Here is a 22,688-nt window from a genome sequence, read left to right on the forward strand (position 1 = left end):
GGCCGCGCCTCCCCGCGAGGAGGTGCTCGCCGCCGCCATGGGGACCATCGCCGAGCGCGGGCTCGACGGGCTCACCATGGCCGGGCTCGGGCGGCAGGTCGGGATGAGCAGCGGGCACCTGCTGTACTACTTCCGCACCAAGGACGAGCTGCTGCTCCAGACCCTGGAGTGGAGCGAGGGACGGCTCGGGGCCCGGCGCGGTGCCCTGCTCTCCCGGCCCGGGACCGTCCGCGAGCGGCTCGACGGATACGTGGACGTGTACGTGCCCGAGGGGCCGCGCGACCCGCACTGGACGCTCTGGCTGGAGGTCTGGAACCGCTCGCGGAACGCCGACGGCGACGCCCGCGCCCGCCAGGCCGCCGTCGAGGGCGCCTGGCACCGGGACCTGGTCGCGATCCTGGCCGAGGGCGTGTCGCGCGGCGAGTTCCGGCCGGTCGACCCGGACCGGTTCGCCACCCGGATGCGGGCCCTGCTCGACGGCTTCAGCGTGCACGTCGCCGTCGGCATCCCCGGCACGGGCAGGGGCCAAGTCCTCGAACACGTAAGGGAGTTCGTCGAGCAGGAGCTGCTCGCGCGACCGTAACGCACGCAAGTACACAGGATCGTTGTCCCCGGCACCCTTGTTGGCCGGGCCGGTGCTCCGGCACGGTTCCTGCCCATGGGACGAGAGCACTGGAAGAAGATCTGGGTCGGCTCCGCCGGCAACATGGTCGAGTGGTTCGACTGGTTCGTGTACGCGAGCTTCGCCACCTACTTCGCGGGGGCGTTCTTCCCCGAGGGCGACGACACCGCCAAACTCATGAACACCGCCGGCATCTTCGCCGTCGGCTTCTTCATGCGCCCGGTCGGCGGCTGGCTCCTCGGCCGCGTCGGCGACCGCAGGGGCCGCAAGGCGGCCCTCACCCTCACCGTCACCCTGATGTCCGCCTCCGCCGTCCTCATCGCCGTCGCCCCGACCTACGCCGTCGCCGGATACGGCGGCGCCGCCGTCCTCCTGGTCGCCCGCCTCCTCCAGGGCCTCTCCGTCGGCGGCGAGTACGCGGCCAGCGCCACCTACCTCACCGAGGCCTCCGCCCCCGAGCACCGCGGCTTCGCCTCCAGCTTCCAGTACGTGTCGATGACCGCGGGCCAGGTCCTTGGCCTCGGCCTGCTGCTCCTGCTCCAGCAGGCCCTCTCCGACGCGGCCCTGCACTCCTGGGGCTGGCGGATCCCCTTCGTCGTCGGCGCCCTCGGCGCGGCCGTCGTCTTCTACCTGCGCCGCACCATGCTGGAGACCGAGGTCTACGAGGAGTCCGCGGGCGACGGCGTCGAGCGCGGACAGCAGGGCACCCTCAGGGCCCTCTGGGCGCACCGCCGCGAGGCCTTCCTCGTCGTCGCGCTCACCATGGGCGGAACCGTGGCGTACTACACGTACACCACCTACCTCACCAAGTACCTCTCGAACTCCGCCGGGCTCCCCAAGCGGACCGCCACCCTGGTCTCCTTCTGCGCCCTGATCGTCTTCGCCTGCCTCCAGCCGCTCGCCGGCCGGCTCTCCGACCGGATCGGGCGCCGCCCCCTCCTCATCACCTTCGCGGTCGGCTCCACCCTCCTCACCGTGCCGATCATGGCGATGCTCCGGCACGCGGGCTCCTTCTGGCCGGCCCTCGGCCTCTCCCTCCTCGCGCTCCTCGTCGTCACCGGCTACACCTCGATCAACGCCTGCGTGAAGGCCGAGCTCTTCCCCACCGGCGTCCGCGCCCTCGGCGTCGCCCTCCCGTACGCCGTCGCCAACGCCCTCTTCGGCGGCACCGCCGAGTACGTGGCCCTCTGGTTCAAGAACGCCGGGATCGAGTCGGGCTTCTCCTGGTACGTGGCCGGCTGCGCGGCCGTCTCCCTGGTCGTCTACCTCACGATGCGCGAGACCCGCGACATCGACCTCGGCCGGGTGGGGAAGGGCGGCGACGGCGCGGCGACCGGACGGAAACCGGACAGCCTGCCCGTATCGTGAGATCCCCGCCCCGCGGGGCGGCCACCTGTGCCAGACTTCCGGCGTGCCTGCTACCACGATGATTATCGGCAGCGGCGCGCCGGTCCGCAGTGGCCGCTGAGGCGTGGAACGACCCCCACGCCGGCGGACACCGTGCCCCAGACCCGCGCGCAGACCTCTCGCACCCGCGAGGGGTTTTTTCGTTTTCCGGCCCCACCCACGCCGGAGACGGAGGCGGCGCGAGAATGGGGGCAAGTGGAGCCAGACCTTCCGGAGCCACATCCGACAGGAGCCATGACAGCCATGACCACGGAGAACGCCGAGGCCTCACCCCTCGACGACAGTTTCCACGTCTTCGACACGACGCTGCGCGACGGGGCGCAGCGCGAGGGCATCAACCTCACCGTCGCGGACAAGCTGACCATCGCCCGGCACCTCGACGACTTCGGCGTCGGCTTCATCGAGGGCGGCTGGCCCGGCGCCAACCCCCGCGACACGGAGTTCTTCGCCCGCGCCCGCCAGGAGATCGCGTTCAAGAACGCGCAGCTCGTCGCCTTCGGCGCCACCCGCAGGGCCGGCGGCACCGCCGCCGAGGACCCGCAGGTCAAGGCCCTCCTCGACTCCGGCGCCCCGGTCGTCGTCCTGGTCGCCAAGTCGCACGACCGGCACGTCGAACTGGCCCTGCGCACCACCCTCGAAGAGAACCTGGAGATGGTCCGCGACACCGTCTCCCACCTGCGCGAGCAGGGCCGCCGCGTCTTCGTCGACTGCGAGCACTTCTTCGACGGCTACAAGGCGAACCCGGACTACGCCAAGGCCGTCGTCCGCACCGCCCACGAGGCCGGCGCCGACGTCGTCGTCCTCTGCGACACCAACGGCGGCATGCTCCCCGCCCAGGTCCAGGCCGTCGTCGCCACCGTCATCGCCGACACCGGCGCCCGCCTCGGCATCCACGCCCAGGACGACACCGGCTGCGCCGTCGCCAACACCCTCGCCGCCGTCGACGCGGGCGCCACCCACGTCCAGTGCACCGCCAACGGCTACGGCGAGCGGGTCGGCAACGCCAACCTCTTCCCCGTCGTCGCGGCCCTGGAGCTCAAGTACGGCAAGCGGGTGCTGCCCGCGGGCGCCCTCGCCGAGATGACCCGGATCTCGCACGCCATCGCCGAGGTCGTCAACCTCACCCCCTCCACCCACCAGCCGTACGTGGGCGTCTCCGCCTTCGCCCACAAGGCCGGACTGCACGCCTCCGCCATCAAGGTCGACCCCGACCTCTACCAGCACATCGACCCCGAGCTGGTCGGCAACACCATGCGGATGCTGGTCTCCGACATGGCCGGCCGCGCCTCCATCGAGCTCAAGGGCAAGGAGCTGGGCGTCGACCTCGGCGGCGACCGGGCGCTCGTCGCCCGGGTCGTCGAGCGGGTCAAGGAGCGCGAGCTCCAGGGCTACACGTACGAGGCCGCCGACGCCTCCTTCGAGCTGCTCCTGCGCGAGGAGGCCGAGGGCCGGGCCCGCCGCTACTTCCGTACGGAGTCCTGGCGGGCGATCGTCGAGGACCGCCCCGACGGCACCCACGCCAACGAGGCCACCGTGAAGCTCTGGGCCAAGGGCGAGCGGATCGTCGCCACCGCCGAGGGCAACGGCCCGGTCAACGCCCTCGACCGGGCGATCCGGGTCGGCCTGGAGCGGATCTACCCGCAGCTCGCCAAGTTCGAGCTGACCGACTACAAGGTCCGCATCCTGGAAGGCCGCCACGGCACCGAGTCCACCACCCGGGTCCTGGTCACCACCAGCGACGGCAACGGCGACTGGTCCACGGTCGGCGTCGGCGAGAACGTCATCGCCGCCTCCTGGCAGGCCCTGGAGGACGCCTTCACCTACGGCCTGCTGAGAGCGGGAGTCGATCCCGCCGAATAGTCGCCTTGGCCTTTTATGTTCTGTTCGACGCCGTTCGGGTAGCGTCGACGTATGAGGACCAGGTCGCTCGCCCGCCCCGCGGCTCTCGGCGGGTTGATACTGCTGCTGCTCCTGGTCCTGGTGCCCGCCGCGGGTGCCAGGGCCACGGGCGTGTCCGACGCGGCCGCCGCCCTGCGCCAGGGCCCGGTCTACGTCGACCCCGGCGCCGCCGGTCAGCTCTCCAAGGCCGACGCGGACGCCCTCGCGCGGAAGATCGAGGACGCGGACAAGCCGCTCTTCGTGGCCGTGCTGCCCGCGAACGCCCAGTTCCCGCCGCAGGGGCTCATCGACAACCTGCGGGCCCAGACCGGCGCCACCGGTCTGTACGCCGTGCGGCTCGGCGACCGGTTCGACGCCGGGGTCGATCCCCGCGTGATGTCCCCGGCGGCCGTCCGGAACCTCGCCGCCTCCGTCCGTACGCCGGGCGTGGACGCGGCCACCGAGCTGAACGCCTTCGTGGACCAGGCCCTGCCCGCCCTGCGCGGCTCCGCCCCCTCCTCCTGGGGCTCCGCCGGTTCCGACTCGGGAGTGCCGGTCGCCGGACTCGCCGTCCTCGCCGGCGTGGTCGTCGCGGGCGGCGCGGGCGCCTACGCGGTCGTCCGCCGCAACCGGCTCCGCAAGGAGGCCGAGGAGCGGGCCGCCCTGGAGAAGCTCCGGGTCGTCGTCGACGAGGACATCACCGCCTTCGGCGAGGAGCTCGACCGCCTCGACTTCCACCCCGCCGAGGCCGGCGCCGACGACGCCATGCGCGGCGACTACGAGCGCGCCCTCGACGCCTACGACCGGGCCAAGTCCCTCATGGGCTCCGCCACCCGCCCGCACGACGTGCGCGGGGTGACCGAGGCCCTGGAGGACGGCCGCTTCTCCCTCGCCGTCCTGGCCTCCCGCCGCGAGCACCGCCCGCTGCCCGAGCGGCGCGCCCCCTGCTTCTTCGACCCGCGCCACGGCCCCTCCACCGGGGACCGGCTCTGGACCCCGGCCGGCGGAACCGCCCGCGAGGTCCCGGTCTGCGCCGCCGACGCGGCCCGCCTGGACGACGGCCTCGACCCCGCCGTCCGCACGGTCGACACCGAGGCCGGCCGCCGCCCCTACTGGGAGGCGGGACCCGCCTACGGCCCCTGGGCCGGCGGCTACTTCGGCGGCGGCCTGCTCCCCGGCCTCCTCATGGGCACCGTCCTCGGCTCGATGCTCTCCACCCCGGCCTACGCCTCCGAGTACGGCGGCGGCGACTTCCAGGGCGGCGACTTCTCCGCCGGGGACTTCGGGTCCGGTGGCTTCGACGGCGGGGGCGGCTTCGACGGAGGCGGCTTCGGCGGCGGCGGGGACTTCGGCGGGGGCGGCGGCTTCGACGGCGGGGGCGGCTTCTAGGGGGTGTCTTGTCGACCGGGCCGGACACCGCGAGCCCGGCATGACCGGCGAGACACCCCCTGGCCGGTCGGGGGAGCTCAGACCAGCGGCTTGACCGACATCAGCAGATGGCGGTGGGCCGGGTCCGGGCCGTCGGTGAGCAGGGCCCGCTGGCCGGGGCCCAGGAGGTGGAAGCGGACCTCCGGGCTGTCCAGGGAGGTCAGGGCGTCCAGGAGGTAGCCGGGGTTGAAGGCGACCGTCAGGGCGTCCGCCCCGGTGAGGGAGGCCGGCAGCCGCTGGGACGCCACGTCGTCCTCGTACCCCGCCCGCAGGTGCAGCCCCCCGGGGGAGAAGGCCAGTTGGACCGGGCTGTCGCCCTCCGCGACGACCGCGACCCGCTTCACGGCCTCGGTCAGCGGGACCCGCCCGGTGACCGCGAGGGCGTGCTCGCCGAGGGCGAAGAGCTTGTCGTGACGGGGGAGCCGACCGTCGAGCAGCCGGGTGGTGGTCCGCATGCCGCCGCTCTCGAAGCCCAGGGAGCCGGAGTCGAGCGCGATCCGGGCCGGGCCCGCGCCCGCGAGGGAGCGGGCGATCTCGGCCAGGCGCCGGGCCGGGACGACCACGTCGGCGTCCGCCGCCTCCGCCCCGGCCCCGGGCTTCCACTCCAGGGTGCGGACGGCGTACCGGTAGCGGTCGGTGGCGGCGAGGGTCATGACCGGCCCGTCCAGGGAGAGCCGCACCCCGGTGAGGACGGGCAGCGAGTCGTCCCGGCCCGCCGCCACCGCCACCTGGCCGACCGCCGCCGCGAAGGCGTCCCCGTCGACCAGGCCGAGCACCTCGGGCAGCGGCGGCGGGGCCGGATGGTCGTCGAGCGGCAGCAGCGAGAGGCCGAACCGGGCGTCGCCCGAGGTCACCGAGAGGCGGGCGCCCTCCACGGCCAGCCCGGCGCGGCCCCGGGGGAGCACCTTGCAGATGTCGAGCAGCCGCCGGCCCAGGACCAGCGCCCGGCCCCCGGCGACCGTCTCGGCCCCGACCTCGATCCGCGCCGAGGCCTCGTGGTCGAGCCCCGAGACGCGCAGCCCGTCCTCCGTCGCCTCCAGGAGCAGGCCCCCGAGGACGGGCATCGGGGAGCGGGCCGGCAGGACGCGCGCGGCCCGGGCCACGGCGTCGGTCAACACGGCGCTGTCGATACGGAATTCCATGGCGCCGACGCTAACGGCCGCCACTGACAACGCCCCGGCCCGCGGGTCCGCTCCCGGCCGTCCCGGCGCCGACTCCGTTGTCAGTGGCGGCCGTTACGGTCGGAGGAGACGACTGGCACGACCGACACGACCACGGCCGCGGCGGCGGCCCGCAGGGGAAGAGGCGCGATGAACGACGTCCACGTCCACGGCACGGTGGAGCCCGGTTTCGAGTCCGTACGGGAGGTGTTCGCGGGCATCGCCGCGGACGAGGCGCGGGACGGCGGCGCGCAGCTCGCCGTCCACCACCGCGGCCGCCTCGTCGTCGACCTCTGGGGCGGCGACGGCGTCGACGGGGACTCGCTGCTCGCCCTTTACTCCTGTTCCAAGGGCGCCACGGCCCTGGTCGTCGCCCTCCTCGTCCAGGACGGCGCCCTGGACCTCGACCGCACGGTCGCCTCCTGGTGGCCCGAGTTCGCCGCCGAGGGCAAGGGGGAGATCACCCTGCGCCAGCTCCTCGCCCACCGCTCCGGGGTGATCGGCGCGGACGGCGGCCTCTCCCTGGAGGAGCTCGCCGACGACCGCGGGACCGCCGCCCGCCTCGCGGGCCAGCGCCCCTTCTGGGAGCCGGACACCGGGCACGGCTACCACGCCCTCACCTTCGGCGCCCTGGTCGGCGAGGTGGTCCTGCGGGCCACCGGCCGGACGGTCCGGGAGCTGTTCGAGGAGCGGGTCCGCGCCCCGTACGCCCTCGACTACCACCTGGGCCTGCCCGAGGAGCTCGAACCCCGCTTCCGCACGGCCCTGCCGCTGGTCCCCACCCCCGAGCAGCGGGCGCTCCTCGCGGAGCACCCGGTCGCGCCCGACAGCCTCCTCGCCGTCGCCTTCGACCTGCACGCCGACCCGCCGTTCGACGACGTCGCGTACGCCAACAGCCGTGCCGTACGGGCGCGGGCGCCGCTCTCCGGCGGCGGTGTCGGCTCCGCCCGGGGCCTGTCCCGGATGTACGCGGCGATCGCGGGCGAGCTGGACGGCCGGCCCCCGCTCCTGGCCCCCGGCACCCTGGCCGAGTTCGCCCGGATCCACTCGGCGGGCACCGACCTCGTCACGGGCTCGGAGAACGCCTTCGGGCTCGGGTTCGTCCCGCTCGCCACCCGCTACCCGTCGCTGGGCGCGGGCGCGGTCGGCCACAGCGGCGCCCCCGGCTCCCAGGCCTTCGCGGACCCGTCCACCGGCCTCGCCTACGGCTATGCCCGCCGCCGCTTCGCCTTCATGGCGGGCCCGGGCGCGCCGGAGAACGACCGCCTGGTTCCGGCGGTGGTGGAGGCGGCGGCGAAGGCCGCCTGAAGGGACCCCGGGCCGTAGGGGCGCCGGGGCCCGGAGACGCCGAGCGCCCGCCGTCCGCCGTACCGCTGCGGAGGGCGGGCGCGCTCGTGCGGCCTCGGGGCCGGGGGATCAGGCGGCGTTCTTGATCGCGGAGATGTCGAAGCTCAGCTTGACCTTGTCGCTGACCATGACGCCACCGGTCTCCAGGGCCGCGTTCCAGGTCAGGCCCCACTCGGAGCGCAGGATCTCGGCGGAGCCCTCGAAGCCGACGCGCTCGTTGCCGTAGACGTCCCTCGCGGTGCCGTTGAACTCCAGGTCGATGGAGAGCGGCCGGGTGACGTCCTTGATGGTCAGGTCGCCGGTGATCCGGTACGCGTCGCCGCCGAGCTGCTCGGCCCGGGTGGAGCGGAAGGTCATCAGCGGGAACCGCTCGGCGTCGAAGAAGTCGCCGCCGCGCAGGTGGCCGTCGCGGTCGGCGATGCCGGTGTCGACGGAGGCGATCCGCACGTCGATCGAGGCGGTGGAGGCGCCCGGGTCCGTCCCGTCCAGCTTCAGCGTGCCCTCGTGCTCGGCGAAGGTGCCGCGGACGTTGGTGACCATGGCGTGGCGGACGGTGAAGCCGATGCTGCTGTGGGCGGGGTCGATGGTGTAGTCGCCGGTCAGGGCGGCCAGGGCCGGGTCCACCGGGAGGGTGGCGACGGCGGTGGCGGACTCGGTGTTCTTGCGGCCGAAGAGACCCATGACTGCTCCTTGCTCGGAATTGGTTGAACCTTCAACGAGAATGACTGTAACCCCCTTCCGTTCAACTTTCAACATCTCCGGAAGATGTTCACCCGGAAGTCCCCGGGAAAGCGCCGAGGCCCCCTTCCGGACGCGCGTAGAACTGCGGCACCATCTCCCTGCGCCCTCCGCACCACCTGCACCGCCGTCCCCACCCCCTCACGGTCACCAGCAGGAGGAACCCCCGATGAAGCTCCGCTCCGTCCTGACCGCCCTCGCCCTCGTCCTCGGCGCGCTCTTCGCGCCCGGCGTCGGCGTCCTCGCCTCCGCCGGCGAGGCCCACGCGGTCACCAAGATCAGCCACGCCACCGCGACCTCGATGTTCCGGTCCTCCGGGATCACCTGGTCCTCGTCCGGCGGCTGCTCCAACCGCAACGTCGCGACCTGCACGTCCTTCGACCAGCTCAACCTCGCCAGCGCCCAGGGCGCCCAGACCCTCAAGAGCGCCAGCGGCTGCGCCCTCAACATCACCGGCGGCACCGAGACCGGGCACGCGAGCGGCACGTACTCCCACTGGAACGGCTACAAGCTCGACTTCGGCAAGGCCACCTGCCTCACGAACTACGTCAAGAACACCTTCGCCTACATCGGGGTGCGCGGTGACGGGGCCCCGCAGTGGAAGTCCGGCGCGGGCAACGTCTACGCCGACGAGGGCAACCACTGGGACGTGACCTTCTACAACTGCGGCGGCTGCTGACCCCGTACGCGGCCCGACGTGCCCCCTCCGGAGTCCACTTGGACTAACCGAAGGGGGTTGTTGGACTGGAGGGGCCCGTGCGGCGCGATCTCGTTGACGGTGCCGCCGGGCCCGGGGCCAACTGGTGCGCATGCCCCTCCCTCACTCGCCACGAGGCCGCAGGATCCGTGCGGCCTGCGCGCTCGCCGTCGCCTCCTCCGCCGTGTTCGCCCTGGCGGGACCCGCCCTGGCCGACCCCCGGACCCCGCCCGCCGGGACCGCCGCGGACACCTCCACGGGCGCCGTCCTCGCCTCCCGGCAGCTCTCCGTCGCCGTCGCCGAGGACTTCCCCCGCGTCCTCTCGTACACCGACCGCGCGAGCGGCGCCCGCCTCCTCGGCAGTACGGCCCCGGTCACCGAGGTGGTCCTCAACGGCACCGCCCGCCCCGTCCGGACCAAGGCCGCCCCCGTCCTGAAGCCCGCCTCCGCCGCGTACACCCTCGTCTTCCCCGACCTGCCCGGCGTCGAGATCGACGCGCGGCTGGGCGTCGAGGGCCGGACCACCACCTTCCGGATCACCGCCGTCCGCGACACCGAGGCCTTCCGGGTCGGGACGATCGACATACCCGGCCACGACCTGGTCTCCGTGGGCTCCTCGGACGCCGGCGGCGCCGCGACCGCCTTCACCCGCCTCGACCCGGACTCCACCCGCACCGCCGACGTCTTCACGCGGGTCACCGACGCCACCCCGGCCGAGGCGGGCCCCGCCGGCGCCTCGTACGCGATCGTCCACACCGGCCGCCTCGCCGCCGCCGTCGAGTCCAACTCCAGCTACGACAAGCCCTCCGGCGCCTCCGCCCGCGACGGCGCCCGCTTCTGGCACCAGGCCCGCAAGAACGGCACCGAGACCCGCGTCGGCGTCTGGTCCGGCCAGTGGACCCACCGCGGCGAGGGCGCCCCGGAGCCCGAGAGCGGCGACGACCTGCCCTGGGCCAAGGTCGTCGTCACCCCCGACGCCAACGCCGACGGCACCGTCGACTGGCAGGACGGCGCCGTCGCCTTCCGCACGATCGGGATCAAGGCCCCCGGCAGCGAGCGGACCCCCGGCCGGGTCGTCGCCCACATCCCGTTCAACTTCGCCTCCCAGGCCACCCACCCCTTCCTGCGCACCCTCGACGACGTCAAGCGGATCTCGCTCGCCACCGACGGACTCGGCCAGTTCGCCCTGCTCAAGGGGTACGGCTCCGAGGGCCACGACTCCGCCCACCCCGACTACGGCGGCAACTACAACCAGCGTGCCGGCGGCCTCGCCGACCTCAACACCCTCCTCAAGGAGGGCAAGAAGTGGAACGCCGGCTTCGGCGTCCACGTGAACGCCACCGAGTCCTACCCCGAGGCGAAGAACTTCAGCGAGACGCTCGTCGACAGGACCAAGCCCGGCTGGAACTGGCTCAACCAGAGCTACTACATCGACCAGCGCCGGGACATCAACAGCGGCGACCTCGCCCGCCGCTTCCAGCAGCTCCGCGACGAGACCGACCCCAACCTCTCCACGCTCTACATCGACGTCTACTACACGCACGGCTGGATCGCCGACAAGACGATGCGGGCCGTCCGGGCGCAGGGCTGGAACGTCGCCACCGAGTGGGCGGACAAGTTCGAGCGCTCCTCCCTCTGGTCCCACTGGGCCAACGACCTCGACTACGGCGGCGCCACCAACAAGGGCCTCAACTCGCAGATCATCCGCTTCATCCGCAACGGCGAGAAGGACGTCTGGAACGACCACCCGGTCCTCGGCCAGACCGCCCTCGTCGACTTCGAGGGCTGGACCGGCGAGACCGACTGGAACGCCTTCACCGCCAACGTCTGGCAGCGCAACCTGCCCGCCAAGTACCTCCAGCAGCAGAAGATCACCCGCTGGAACGGCGACGACATCACCTTCACCGGCGGCGTCCGCGGCACCGTCGAGGACGGCCGCCGCACCTTCTACGAGAACGGCCGCAAGGTCCTCGACGGCAAGAGCTACCTGCTCCCCTGGGACGGCGGCGAGAAGCTCTACCACTACAACGAGTCCGGCGGCACGACCAGTTGGCAGGTCCCGCCCGGCACCCGCTCGTACACCGTGTACCGGCTCACCGACAACGGGCGCGTGAAGACCGCCACCGTACGGCCCGCCGGAGGGAAGGTCACCCTGGAGGCCGCCGCCGGACAGGCCTACGTCCTCTACCCCGGCAAGGCCCCCGCCCAGGCCGACCCGCGGTGGGGCCGGGGCACCCCGGTGAAGGACCCCGGCTTCAACGACGCGGAGCTCACCGCCTGGACGAAGACCGGCACCGTCGCCCGCGACACCGACGGGCAGGGCCGCACCAGCGCGAAGCTCACCGGCACCGCCGCCGCCTCGATCGGCCAGCGGCTCACCGGCCTCACCCCTGGCGAGCGGTACACCGCCTCCGCCCTGATCGAGGTCGAACCCGGGAAGACCCGCCCCACCACCCTCTCCGTCGGCGGCGCGTCCGTCACCGTCGAGCGCTCCCCGCTCCAGAACCGGATCGCCGCCTCCGACTGGAACGACACCCGCCTCCAGCGCGCCAAGGTCACCTTCACCGCGCCGCGCGGCGCCACCACCCTGAGGATCGGGGCCGCGGGCGGCAGCCCCGCCACCGTCCGCATCGACGACGTCCGGATCGTCGCCAACGACCCCGCCGCCAGGGAGGGGACCACGGCGTACGAGGACTTCGAGGCCGTCGACCAGGGCTGGGGCCCCTTCCTCAAGGGCGACGCCGGCGGCACGAACGACCCGCGCACCCACATCGCCCAGCTCCACGCCCCCTACACCCGGGCCGGCTGGAACGGGAAGCTCGTCGACGACGTCATCGGCGGCGCCGAGTCCCTCAAGTCGCACGACGAGAACAGCGGCCTCGTCTACCGGACCGCGCCCTGGACCGTCCCCCTGAAGGACGGACGTCAGTACCGCGTGGAGTACGCCTACCAGTCCAGCCACGCGGGCGCGTACGAGTGGGTCACCGGCTACGACCGCACCACCGGCACCGGAGCGGCCGTCGAGACCCGGCGCACCCCCCTCGGACAGCAGCGGACCACCGGGCACTTCACCGAGACCGTCACGGCGGGCTGCGGCGACACCTGGACCGGTCTGCGCAAGCGCGCCGACGCCCCCGACGGCGCCGACTTCGTCCTCGACGACTTCACCGTGACCGACCTCGGCCCGGCCCCCGAACGCGCCGCCTGCGGCACCCTCGCCGTCGCCGCGCCCGAGACCCTGGAGCCCGGCCGCCCGAACCGGGTCACGGTCACCTTCGGCAACGACGAGGCCGACGGGGTCACCGGCGCGCGGGCCGCCCTCGCCCTGCCGGACGGCTGGACCGCCGAACCGGCCGCGCCCGTCGACCTCGGCACGGTCGCGGCGGGCGCGAAGGCCACCGCCACCTGGCAGGTGACCCCGCCGGTGGACGCCGCCCACCGGTCGTACCCGCTGACCGCCTCCCTCGCGTACACCGCCGGCGGGAGCGGGCGGAGGCTGACCGCCGCCGCCACCGTCCGCACCCTGCCCCCGCCGCCCACCGCCGACACCTGGGCGAGCGACCACGACTGGACCTCGGCGGCCAGCGGCTGGGGACCCGTCGAGCGCGACCTCTCCAACGGCGGGACCGCCGCCGGGGACGGCTCCCCGCTGAGGATCGGGGGAGTGCCCCACGCCAAGGGCCTGGGCACCCACGCCCCCGCCACCGTCCGCTACTACCTCGGCGGCCGGTGCGCCTCCTTCACCGCCGAGGTCGGCGTGGACGACACCCAGACCGGCCGGGGCAGCGTCCGGTTCACCGTCCTCGCCGACGGCGCGGAGAAGGCGAAGTCCCCGGTCCTCAAGGCCGCGGACCCCGCCTGGTCCCTCACCGCCGACGTCACCGGCGCGTCCTACGTCGACCTGGTGGCCGACGACGGCGGCGACGGCAACGGCAACGACCACGCCGACTGGGGGAGCGCCCGCTTCCACTGCGGCGGGTAGCCCGTACGGCCCCTTCCGGCGGAGGGGACTTGTAGGGAAGCGAAGAAGGCGGGCGGCACCCCGGTACGGTGGGTGCCGCCCGCCGACGCGCGTCCCCCGTCGAGGTCTATGTCGAACCCCTACAAACACAAGGGGTGTCCGGCTGTTGACTTAGGACGTACAGGGCACGTTTCTGTCCGGCCCCGCCAGGAATCGACACGCGAGACTGTACGGAGTCGACGGCAAGGTTTTCTTGTCCGACTTCGTAGGGTCGGTACATGACCGTTGTGGACCAGATCTCGAGCGAGCCCGCCGACGCCCGTGGCCGCGTGGCCGAGCTGCACGTCCTGCGCGAGCGGGCCCTGGCGGGCCCGAGCGAGCGGGCGACCGAGGCGCAGCACGCCAAGGGCAAGCTGACCGCGCGCGAGCGCATCGAGCTCCTCCTCGACCCTGGTTCCTTCAACGAGGTCGAGCAGTTGCGCCGGCACCGCGCGCAGGGCTTCGGCCTGGAGGCGAAGAAGCCGTACACAGACGGCGTCATCACCGGCTGGGGCACGGTCGAGGGCCGCACGGTCTTCGTCTACGCCCACGACTTCCGGATCTTCGGCGGCGCCCTCGGCGAGGCCCACGCCACCAAGATCCACAAGATCATGGACATGGCCATCGCGGCCGGTGCCCCGCTGGTCTCCCTGAACGACGGCGCCGGCGCCCGCATCCAGGAGGGCGTCTCCGCCCTCGCCGGATACGGCGGCATCTTCCAGCGCAACACCCGCGCCTCGGGCGTCATCCCGCAGATCAGCGTCATGCTCGGCCCGTGCGCCGGCGGCGCGGCCTACAGCCCCGCCCTGACGGACTTCGTCTTCATGGTCCGCGAGACCTCGCAGATGTTCATCACCGGCCCGGACGTCGTCAAGGCGGTCACCGGCGAGGAGATCACCCAGAACGGCCTGGGCGGCGCGGACGTGCACGCCGGGACGAGCGGCGTGGCGCACTTCGCGTACGACGACGAGGAGACCTGCATCGCGGAGGTCCGCTACCTCCTGTCGATGCTCCCGCAGAACAACCGCGAGAACCCCCCGGCCGCCCCCTCCGAGGACCCGGCCGACCGCCGCTCCGACGTCCTGCTCGACCTGGTCCCGGCCGACGGCAACCGCCCGTACGACATGCACAAGGTCATCGAGGAGCTCGTCGACGACGGCGACTACCTGGAGGTCCACGAGCGCTGGGCCCGCAACATCATCTGCGCCCTGGCCCGGCTCGACGGCCAGGTCGTCGGCATCGTCGCCAACCAGCCGCAGACGCTGGCCGGCGTCCTGGACATCGAGGCGAGCGAGAAGGCCGCCCGCTTCGTCCAGATGTGCGACGCCTTCAACATCCCGATCATCACCCTTCTGGACGTCCCCGGCTTCCTTCCCGGGGTCGACCAGGAGCACGGTGGGATCATCCGGCACGGCGCCAAGCTGCTCTACGCCTACTGCAACGCGACCGTGCCCCGGATCAGCCTGATCCTGCGCAAGGCCTACGGCGGCGCGTACATCGTGATGGACTCCCAGTCCATCGGCGCCGACCTGACGTACGCCTGGCCCACCAACGAGATCGCGGTCATGGGCGCCGAAGGCGCCGCCAACGTGATCTTCCGCAAGCAGATCGCGGAGGCCGAGGACCCCGAGGCCATGCGCACCCGCATGGTCAAGGAGTACAAGGCCGAGCTGATGCACCCGTACTACGCCGCGGAGCGCGGCCTGGTCGACGACGTCATCGACCCCGCCGACACCCGCCAGGTCCTCATCCGCTCCCTGGCCATGCTCCGCACCAAGCACGCCGACCTGCCCTCCCGCAAGCACGGCAACCCGCCGCAGTAAGAGGAGCCCGCTTCCCATGACCACTCCCGCCAATCTCCTGCGCGTCGAGAAGGGCCACGCCGACCCCGAGGAGCTCGCCGCCATCACCGCGGTCCTCCTCGCCCGCGCCGCCGCCCAGCCCGCTGCCGACACCGCCGGCGCCCACCGCGGCCGCACCGCCGCCGGCTGGCGCCGCCTGGAGCGCGAGCACGGCTTCCGCGCCCCGCACAGTTGGCGCTGACCGCCGCCGAACACGCCGAAGGGCCGTAACCCGGGGAGACCGGGTTCCGGCCCTTCGCGCTGCCCGGACGTCAGTTGATCAGGACCTGGACCAGCGCCACGATCCCCCAGATCACCGCCACCACGATGCCGATGAGGATCAGGAGCGCCGCGCAGGCGAACGCGACCTCGCCCTTGGTGAGGGGAGGGGAGGACGAGGAGGAGGCGGCGGCTCCGGCCCCGGACTCCGGCTTCTCGGCGGCCGCGCCCGTCGTACCCGCCGCGCCCGTCGCACTCTTCGTGCCCGTCGCACTCTTCGTACGTGCCGCGCCCGTCGTACGCGCCGTGCCCTTCGCACCGGGCGCGTTCGCCGTTCCCCGAGCGGTCGGCTTCGGGGCCGGTTTCGGGTTCGGGCCCGGGTCGGACTTCGGACTCGTGTTCGGGCTCGGGTTCGGACGGGATGTCGGCGGGGGAGGGGGCGGGGACGAGGAGGCCTTGGCGGAGGCCCGGCCCGACGGACCGGCCGACGCGCCCGCCCTGCTTGCCGCACCCCCCGTACTCGCCCTGCTCGACGCCCCCGCCCCGCCCCCCGGCGACCGCCCCGGGCCCGGGACGAACGGATCGGGCTGCCCGTCCGCCCGGCGCCCGCACCACGGGCAGTCGACCAGGTGCCCGCCGAAGTGGTGCTCCGGTACGTCGGCACACTGCACGGTCCCCTCGCGGGCCTCGTCGAGCGCGTCCAGCCACACGGCCGACGAGGGCCGCCGCCGGGGGTCCCGCAGCCCCGGACCGAACGTCCGCCGCGCCAGCTCCACCAGCCGGGGCGGCAGCACCTCGGCCGGAAGCAGTTGCGCCGGCACCCGCACCCGGTCCGGATGGACGAGGAAGGACGTGCCGGCCATGATGCTGTCCTTGCGGGTGGACTCCTCGGAGCCGTACAGCGGCGCCCCGTCGAACGGGTGGTTCCCGGCGGTGAGGAGCTGGTAGACGAGGACCGCGAGCGCGAAGTCGTCCGACTGCCGGGTGGGCTGCTCCCCGCGCTGCCGCTCGGGGCTCGCGTAGTCGTCCGTGAAGACGTCGCAGCCGAAGGACTCCCCGGTCAGGGAGTCGGTGAAGGCGAACGAGTCGCAGTCGAGGAAGGTGACGTACCCGTTCGTGTCCACGACCGCGTTGGCGCTGGACAGGTCGCCCACCACGAAGCGCTGCTGGTGCAGCTCCGCCGTCATGTAGGCGAGGTTCGTCGCCACCCCGAGCAGGAACTTCCAGTGCGCCCGGCCGTTGAACCGGCGCAGCCGCACCTGCTTCTGGAGCAGCCCGCTCAGCGGCGTGTGCGCCGCCGGGTCCAGGTACGGCATCCCGTACCCGACCGGGCGCCCGCCCGCCTCGACCAGCACCACCGGCCACACCAGCATCGGCGGCTGACCGGGCGCGAGCCGCTCCCCGGCGAGCGGATCGGCCCGCAGCATGGCCGCGAGCCGGCGCAACTGCGCGGGTTCCGGGGAACGGTCGTAGATCTTGGCGGCGAGGTCGGCGCGCTCCTCGATGCCCCACACCCTGCCCTGGCCGCCCGTGCCCAGCGGCTTCGCCCCCCGGGTGACGCGGGTGCCGTCCCCCAGCACCAGGGCGGGGCCGTGCTCGTCGGTGCCGTCGGTGGATGTCATGTCCGTATCGCCCACAGGAGAGTCTTGTCGTCCCCGGTCACCCGGGTGATCTGGTCGGAGGCGAGGAAGGCCGAGAGCCGGTCCTGCTCCTCGTCGTGGTCGTAGTCGGGCCGGGCGAGCCGGTCGAAGAGGTGGCCGAGGAAGGCGTCGTGCGGCAGCGGAGGGCCGGTCGGGGAGCGCCGGAGCAGGGCGTGGGTCAGCCCGTCCGTGGACAGCAGCACGCCGCCGATCGCGTCGTCCCGGACGCAGTCCACCCGGAGCTGGTCGAGGGCGCGGGGCGAGCCGACGAAGACGGTCTCGTTCGCGTACTCGCTGCCGGTGTGCGTCCGGGGCAGCAGGTGGTACGAGGCGGCCGGCTCCCTCGCGGACCCGTGACCGGCGGCCTCGCGACCCGCGTCGCCGGACCCCGCGTCGCCGGGTCCCGGCTCCCCGGGCCCCGCCCCCCGCGCCTCCTCCGCGCGGACCAGGACCAGGCCGTCGCCGATCGAGAGCTGTCCCAGCCACCCCTCGGCGACGACCACCACCGTCAGCGTGGTCGCGTACGGGCCGGGGGGACCGGCGCACCAGTCCAGGAACGCGTCCCGCACCTTCCGGAACGCCCCGGTCAGCTCCTCCTTGCGCGCCCGCGCGTCCGGCAGCAGCCGCCACGGCGTCACCAGCGGGGCGAACGCGTCCGTCGCGAGCCGCACGGCCTTCTCGGCCCCCTCCCGGGAGCGCGGCGCGCTCCCGGCGCCGTCCGCCACCGCGAGGACGAGGCCGCCCGAGGAGGTCCGCCGGTACCGCAGCGCGTCCTGGCAGGGCGTCCCCTCCCGCAGGTGCCGGTAACCGGTCGACCTGATCCCGTGCACCCGCCAGTCCCCGGGCGGCCCGCCCGCCGCCGTCACGCGGGGACCTGCCCGCCGCCGCGCCGGCGCTTCAGCCGGGCGAAGATCTCCTGGAACTCGGCCTCCGCCGCGCCGCCCTGGGTGGCCTTGGCGCTGTGCGACATGGCGGTGAGCAGTTCCGTGAAGGGGAAGCCGTCCAGCCACGCGTGGTAGTGCGGGGCCAGCTCCCGCAGCACCCCTTCCGCGCCCTCGCGCCGCTCCCCGACCCCGACCGCGAAGAGCCGGAACCGGCGCTCCTCCTCCGCCTTGCGCAGTTCGGGCAGCAGCTCGCGGTAGGCGTACGAGAAGCTGCCCCGCTCGTCGCTGGGGGCGCCGTCCGTGACGACGCAGATCTGCGGCCGGTAGTAGGTCAGGCCTTCGGCGCGCAGCCCCGCCTTGTAGTCGGTGACGACCTCCATCGCCAGGCGCAGCGCCCGGTCGAGGAGGGTCACGCCGTGGGCGCGCAGCGTCGGCGGCTTGAACTCGTGGGCGGGCACGAACGGGCTGTGCGGCCATTCCGGGGCGGTGGACCCGAGCGGTACGGGCCCCTGCCAGACGGTGATGCCGTCGCTGCCGCCGAACGTGATGACGGCGACGTCGACGGCGGCGCTGAGCGCCATGTCCTCGGTGAGGCTCGTCGCCCACGAGGCGAGGGCCGAGTTGAGCGACCCGATGGCACCGTTCGAGCTCAGCGAGGAGGAGGTGTCCAGGCAGAGCAGGAGCGGCAGCCGCTGGGCGCTGTCGAACTCGAACCCCATGTACGGCACGGGGAGCGGGACTTCGTCGGAACTGCTGGTGGGAGACACGGCTACTCCGTGGAGCGGTGGGGACGGGTGGGCGTCGCGGCGCGGTGCGGCGGTGCGCGGCCGGCCGGGAGGGGAGGGTCGGTGGAGCGGGAGGGTTCAGTGGAGCGGGAGGGCCCGGAGGAGCGGCGGATCGGACTCCGGGTGCTCCGTGACGCGGACCATGTCGCCGGGACGCGGGTAGGCCGACGCGGCGCCCTGCCAGTGGGCGCGGCACAGGGCCCCGTCCCACTCCACGTAGCCGTGGGGCCGCAGCCAGGTCGCGGCGGTCGCCACGGCCCTGCGTCCGGGCGCGAGCGCGAGGGTGTCGAGGTCCCGGTCCCCGTTGCCCGGCTCGTCCGGTCCCGCGACCGGAGCGGCGGCGGGAGCGGGGACGGCCGGAGCGGCCCGGGCGACCGGGAGGGCCGGTGCGACGGGTGCGGCCGGGACGGCCCGGGTCGCGGCGTCGTTCTCCGGCTCGGGCCGGTGCGCGGTGAAAGGGGCCGCCGTCCGGGGCTGCTCCTCGGGGAACGGCCGCGCGTGCGGGGCGGGGCGCGGGGCCGCGTGCGGGGGCGGCTCCTCGTGCGGCTCCGGGCCGCCGCGGTACGGCAGGACGTGGGCGGCGCTGTCCAGGAGCGACCGCCCGACGTCCCTCAGCCGCTCCACGTGGTCCCGCAGCCGAGGCGGCGGCACGGGCGGTGGAACCGGCCGTCCGGGCCCTCCGGTCTCCCGGGGGCGGCCGGGACCACCGGCGCCGGACTCCGGCGACCGCCGGGCATCGGGCTGCTGCCGGGACCCGGATCCCGGGGACCCTGACTGCCGGGACTCCGGCTCCGGCCTCTGTGCGGTTTCCGGTTCCCGCCCTCGTACGGGGTCCCGGCCGAGCGCCGGTTCCCGCCCGGACACCGGCTTCGGCTTCCGCGCGGGCCCGGACCCGGGAGCGGGCTCCCGCCCGGACGTCCCCCGGTGCTGCCGGTCCGGTTCGCGCCCGTACTCGGGCTCGCGCCCGTACTCGGGCTCGCGCCCGTGCCCCGGTCCGCGACCGGTCTGTCGTCCGGCCTCGGACCGCCCGGAATCCTGCTTCTGTTCCCGCTCCCGGTCCCGTTTCGTGCGCCGGGACCCCGGGAGCCAGGAAGCCGTGCTCGTCCACAGGGCGACGAGCGCCAGGCCCAGGGGGACCACCGTGACCGTCAGGAGAACGGCGAGCCATTCCATCCGTTCACCCCCGCGTGGTGAGGTCATCGCCGCTCCGCAGGACGAATCCGAGGTCGTGGCACTCGCGCAGCAGCCGGACCGACCGGTCGAGCAGCGTGTCCAGCGTCGTCGCGAGGCCGGTGGGAGACAGGTGGGCGGCCAGGGGCAGCGCGAGGACGGAGGAGAGCAGCGGCGTCTCGCTGCGGGCGTCCCCCAGGACCGCCGTCGGCGTCACCTCGCGGGAGTTCCAGGCGGTCGCGGCCGCCGCCGTCGGCGCGAGCCGGTCGGCCGGAACGAGGGTCCCGTCCGTGACGGCCACCACGAGCGAACCGGCGGCGCGGCTGATGTCCACGGTGAGCCGGAGGCCGGACGGGCCGCCCGCCTGCGTCTCCAGCCACAGGGCGCCGTCCTCGCCGGTGACGGGTTCGCCGCGGCGGCGGGCCCACTCCCGGACCAGCGTCTCCCAGCCGTCGCGCAGTTCGACGACCTGTTCAGCGGGCACCGTGCTCCACCGCCTTCCGGATCAGGGAGCGGGTCATCCCGGCGCCGAGGAGCCGGGCGGCGACCGGGCGCAGGGCGCACGGATCGGCGGCCCCGCCCGGCGCGGGCACGTGGCAGCGATGCGGCGGATCGGACACCGGCTCGGTGCGCCGGCGCGGCACCGGAACCGGGCCCGGCACCGGCCCGGGCACAGGCACCGGCCCCGGCTCCGGGACGCGGCCGGCGGTGGGCTCCTCCGCCAGGAGGGCGCCGAGGGCGGTCGTGAGGTCGGCGGGGAGGGGACGGGCGGCCGGGTCGCCGGCCAGGCAGGCGGCGACGACCTCCGCGAGCGGGGCCGGGACCCGGGCGAGCCGGGGCCGGTCGCCCCGGGCGATGCGCCCGCTCGCGGCCGTGCCGGTGCCGAACGGCGGCCGGCCCGTCGCCGCGTACGTGAGGACGGCGCCGAGCGCGAAGACGTCCACGGCGGGCGTCGGCTCCCGCCCGAGGAGCTGCTCGGGCGCCATGTAGCCGTGGGTGCCGAGCACGGTTCCCGGGAGCGTCAGCCCCCGCGCCGTCGCCGACCGGGCGATCCCGAAGTCGATGAGCCGGGGCTCGCCGCGCTCCAGGATGATGTTGCTCGGCTTGAGGTCGCGGTGGATCACCCCGCGCGCGTGCACCTCCGACAGGGCCTCCGCGAGCATCCCGCCCAGTCCGGCCGCCTCCGGCAGCGGCAGCGGGCCCGCCGTGGACACCCGGGCCTCCAGGGTCGGGCCGTCCACGTACCGGGTGGCGAGCCAGAGCGGCGGGACGGCCGTCTCGGCGTCGTAGACCGGGACGGTGTACGGGCTGTGCACGGCGCGCAGGGCCTTCACCTCGCGGGCGAACCGCAGCCTGATGTCGTGCAGGTCCGCCAGCTCCCGGCGGATCACCTTGACCGCGAGCCGCTGTCCTGCGGGCGTCCGGCAGAGGTACACCTTGCCCATGCCGCCGCCGCCGAGCGTGCGGACGACGGTGAACTGCCCGATCCGGCGCGTGCCGTCACGAAGGCCCATGTCTTCCTCCCCCGAGGTCCCCGTCCGCACAACGTAGTGGAGACGCCTGTTCCCGGGAGGCTTTCCGCACATGGCGGCATATGCCGGAACGCGCCGAAGGCCGCGTCCCGGGCGGGGAACGCGGCCTTCGGCGTACGACGCGGGGGGACAGCTACCGCAGCCGGGCCATGAGGGCGTGCTCGACGAGGGTGATGAGCGCGCTCTTGGCGTCGGCGCGGTGGCGCGCGTCGGTGGTGATGATGGGGGTGTCGGGGCCGATCTGGAGGGCCTCGCGCACCTCCTCGGGCTGGTAGGGCTGGTTGCCGTCGAAGCCGTTGAGGGCGATGACGAACGGCAGGCCCGAGTTCTCGAAGTAGTCCACCGCCGGGAAGCAGTCGGCGAGGCGTCGGGTGTCGACGAGGACGACGGCGCCGATGGCACCGCGGACGAGGTCGTCCCACATGAACCAGAAGCGGTCCTGTCCGGGGGTGCCGAACAGGTACAGGATCAGGTCCTGGTCGAGCGTGATGCGGCCGAAGTCCATGGCGACGGTCGTCGTCGTCTTGTCGCCGGTGTGCGTGAGGTCGTCGATGCCCGCCGAGGCGGACGTCATGACGGCTTCGGTACGCAGCGGATTGATCTCCGAGACCGCGCCGACGAACGTGGTCTTGCCCACGCCGAAGCCACCCGCCACCACGATCTTCGCGCTGGTGGTTGAACGGGCCGCGCCGCCGCTAGAGCTTGCGAAGTCCACTGAGCACCCTTTCGAGCAGTGTCACGTCTGGCTGACCGCCGGCGGCCTCGTCGCCGCCGGGCTGGTGGATGGCGACGAGTCCGGCCTCGGCCAGGTCGGCGACGAGGATTCGGGCGACGCCGAGGGGGATGGAGAGAAGTGCCGAGATCTCGGCGACCGACTTGATCTCGAAGCAGAGCCGGCAGATCCGCTGGTGCTCGGGCAACTGCCCCTGCAGCCGGGACGGATCGGCCGTCGTACTGACCAACGCCTCGATGGCGAGCTGGTAACGCGGCCTGGTCCGGCCGCCGGTCATCGCGTACGGACGCACCAGCGGGTTGTGCCCGCCCGAACCGCCCTGGGCGGACGGGCCGCGCGAGGCGGACGGGCCTGCGGGTGCCGACGGGGCGTGCGGCTGCCGGTAGGGCTGTGCCACACCCTGTCCGCTCGGTGCGGAGGGAAAGTTGAACCGGTTCTGCGCGGCGTCGCCCAGCGGCGCCTGGTGCGCGTCATAACCGTTGTAAGGGCTCCCGCCCGGGGGTGTTCCCACGTTTCCTCCTCCGACTGCCTCGCGGTCCATGTCCCTTGGAGCCGCGCCACCGCACCTTACGGGGCGGTGGCGCGAAACGCACGATCTGTCTGTTGG

Annotated in this window: 19 protein-coding genes; 9 read left to right on the top strand and 10 right to left on the bottom strand. The window is 73.9% G+C overall.

The features are described 5' to 3' along the window. The first annotated feature begins 37 nt into the window (after window positions 1–37). The 4 genes from ACFYNX_RS04340 (at window position 38) to ACFYNX_RS04355 (ending at window position 5,296) form a co-directional block, all read left to right on the top strand. Entirely contained in the window at window positions 38–583 is a 546-nt protein-coding gene (locus ACFYNX_RS04340; RefSeq protein WP_388657841.1) for a TetR/AcrR family transcriptional regulator, read from the top strand. A 75-nt stretch (window positions 584–658) separates the two neighbouring features. Continuing rightward, the gene (locus ACFYNX_RS04345) at window positions 659–1,990 is read left to right on the top strand and encodes an MFS transporter (protein WP_388657487.1); all 1,332 of its coding nucleotides are present in this window, start codon (window positions 659–661) and stop codon (window positions 1,988–1,990) included. Between the two features lie 282 nt (window positions 1,991–2,272). Further along, on the top strand, window positions 2,273–3,889 hold the full coding sequence (gene cimA, locus ACFYNX_RS04350; protein ID WP_388657490.1) for a citramalate synthase: 1,617 nt from the start codon (window positions 2,273–2,275) through the stop codon (window positions 3,887–3,889). Window positions 3,890–3,940: 51 nt separating this feature from the next. Further along, window positions 3,941–5,296, top strand: coding sequence for a hypothetical protein (locus ACFYNX_RS04355; protein WP_388657493.1), 1,356 nt, complete (start codon window positions 3,941–3,943; stop codon window positions 5,294–5,296). Between the two features lie 77 nt (window positions 5,297–5,373). Here the strand turns inward: ACFYNX_RS04355 and dnaN are convergent, their stop codons facing one another. Then, entirely contained in the window at window positions 5,374–6,477 is a 1,104-nt protein-coding gene (gene dnaN / locus ACFYNX_RS04360) for a DNA polymerase III subunit beta (protein ID WP_388657496.1), read from the bottom strand. 168 nt (window positions 6,478–6,645) lie between these two features. Here dnaN and ACFYNX_RS04365 point away from each other — a divergent pair, with 168 nt between their 5' ends. After that, the gene (locus ACFYNX_RS04365; RefSeq protein WP_365549276.1) at window positions 6,646–7,803 is read left to right on the top strand and encodes a serine hydrolase domain-containing protein; all 1,158 of its coding nucleotides are present in this window, start codon (window positions 6,646–6,648) and stop codon (window positions 7,801–7,803) included. 108 nt (window positions 7,804–7,911) lie between these two features. Here ACFYNX_RS04365 and ACFYNX_RS04370 read toward each other — a convergent pair whose 3' ends face one another. Further along, window positions 7,912–8,523, bottom strand: a complete 612-nt coding sequence (locus ACFYNX_RS04370; protein ID WP_388657498.1) for a YceI family protein — start codon at window positions 8,521–8,523, stop codon at window positions 7,912–7,914. A gap of 226 nt (window positions 8,524–8,749) precedes the next feature. On the opposite strand from ACFYNX_RS04370, the gene ACFYNX_RS04375 reads away from it, so the two are divergent. The 4 genes from ACFYNX_RS04375 (at window position 8,750) to ACFYNX_RS04390 (ending at window position 15,320) form a co-directional block, all read left to right on the top strand. Continuing rightward, window positions 8,750–9,259: a hypothetical protein gene (locus ACFYNX_RS04375; RefSeq protein ID WP_125663676.1), complete on the top strand. Its 510-nt coding sequence runs from the start codon at window positions 8,750–8,752 to the stop codon at window positions 9,257–9,259. A gap of 130 nt (window positions 9,260–9,389) precedes the next feature. Continuing rightward, entirely contained in the window at window positions 9,390–13,259 is a 3,870-nt protein-coding gene (locus tag ACFYNX_RS04380) for an endo-alpha-N-acetylgalactosaminidase family protein (RefSeq protein WP_388657501.1), read from the top strand. 257 nt (window positions 13,260–13,516) lie between these two features. Then, entirely contained in the window at window positions 13,517–15,100 is a 1,584-nt protein-coding gene (locus ACFYNX_RS04385; protein WP_388657504.1) for an acyl-CoA carboxylase subunit beta, read from the top strand. 16 nt (window positions 15,101–15,116) lie between these two features. After that, a complete protein-coding gene (locus tag ACFYNX_RS04390) occupies window positions 15,117–15,320 on the top strand; it encodes an acyl-CoA carboxylase subunit epsilon (RefSeq protein ID WP_125663683.1) in 204 nt (67 codons plus the stop codon). Window positions 15,321–15,390: 70 nt separating this feature from the next. Here the strand turns inward: ACFYNX_RS04390 and ACFYNX_RS04395 are convergent, their stop codons facing one another. The 8 genes from ACFYNX_RS04395 to ACFYNX_RS04430 form a co-directional block, all read right to left on the bottom strand. Continuing rightward, the gene (locus ACFYNX_RS04395; RefSeq protein ID WP_388657506.1) at window positions 15,391–16,959 is read right to left on the bottom strand and encodes a protein kinase; all 1,569 of its coding nucleotides are present in this window, start codon (window positions 16,957–16,959) and stop codon (window positions 15,391–15,393) included. Beyond that, window positions 16,956–17,807 (bottom strand): PP2C family serine/threonine-protein phosphatase, encoded by an 852-nt coding sequence (locus ACFYNX_RS04400; protein ID WP_388657509.1) that lies wholly within the window; start codon window positions 17,805–17,807, stop codon window positions 16,956–16,958. Before ACFYNX_RS04400 ends, ACFYNX_RS04395 begins: the two co-directional genes overlap by 4 nt. A 32-nt stretch (window positions 17,808–17,839) precedes the next feature. After that, window positions 17,840–18,628, bottom strand: a complete 789-nt coding sequence (locus ACFYNX_RS04405; RefSeq protein WP_365549293.1) for a hypothetical protein — start codon at window positions 18,626–18,628, stop codon at window positions 17,840–17,842. Window positions 18,629–18,724: 96 nt separating this feature from the next. Beyond that, on the bottom strand, window positions 18,725–19,297 hold the full coding sequence (locus tag ACFYNX_RS04410; RefSeq protein WP_388657512.1) for a hypothetical protein: 573 nt from the start codon (window positions 19,295–19,297) through the stop codon (window positions 18,725–18,727). A 526-nt stretch (window positions 19,298–19,823) separates the two neighbouring features. Then, entirely contained in the window at window positions 19,824–20,300 is a 477-nt protein-coding gene (locus tag ACFYNX_RS04415) for a hypothetical protein (protein ID WP_388657515.1), read from the bottom strand. Beyond that, entirely contained in the window at window positions 20,290–21,330 is a 1,041-nt protein-coding gene (locus ACFYNX_RS04420; RefSeq protein WP_388657517.1) for a serine/threonine-protein kinase, read from the bottom strand. Before ACFYNX_RS04420 ends, ACFYNX_RS04415 begins: the two co-directional genes overlap by 11 nt. Window positions 21,331–21,481: 151 nt before the next feature. Beyond that, the gene (locus tag ACFYNX_RS04425) at window positions 21,482–22,063 is read right to left on the bottom strand and encodes an ATP/GTP-binding protein (protein ID WP_015036414.1); all 582 of its coding nucleotides are present in this window, start codon (window positions 22,061–22,063) and stop codon (window positions 21,482–21,484) included. Then, the gene (locus ACFYNX_RS04430; protein WP_388657520.1) at window positions 22,044–22,592 is read right to left on the bottom strand and encodes a DUF742 domain-containing protein; all 549 of its coding nucleotides are present in this window, start codon (window positions 22,590–22,592) and stop codon (window positions 22,044–22,046) included. The genes ACFYNX_RS04425 and ACFYNX_RS04430 overlap by 20 nt, the downstream gene beginning before the upstream one ends. Window positions 22,593–22,688: the final 96 nt, after the last annotated feature.

The organism is Streptomyces sp. NPDC007872, assembly GCF_042868165.1.
In the GTDB taxonomy this organism is placed as follows: Bacteria; Actinomycetota; Actinomycetes; order Streptomycetales; family Streptomycetaceae; genus Streptomyces.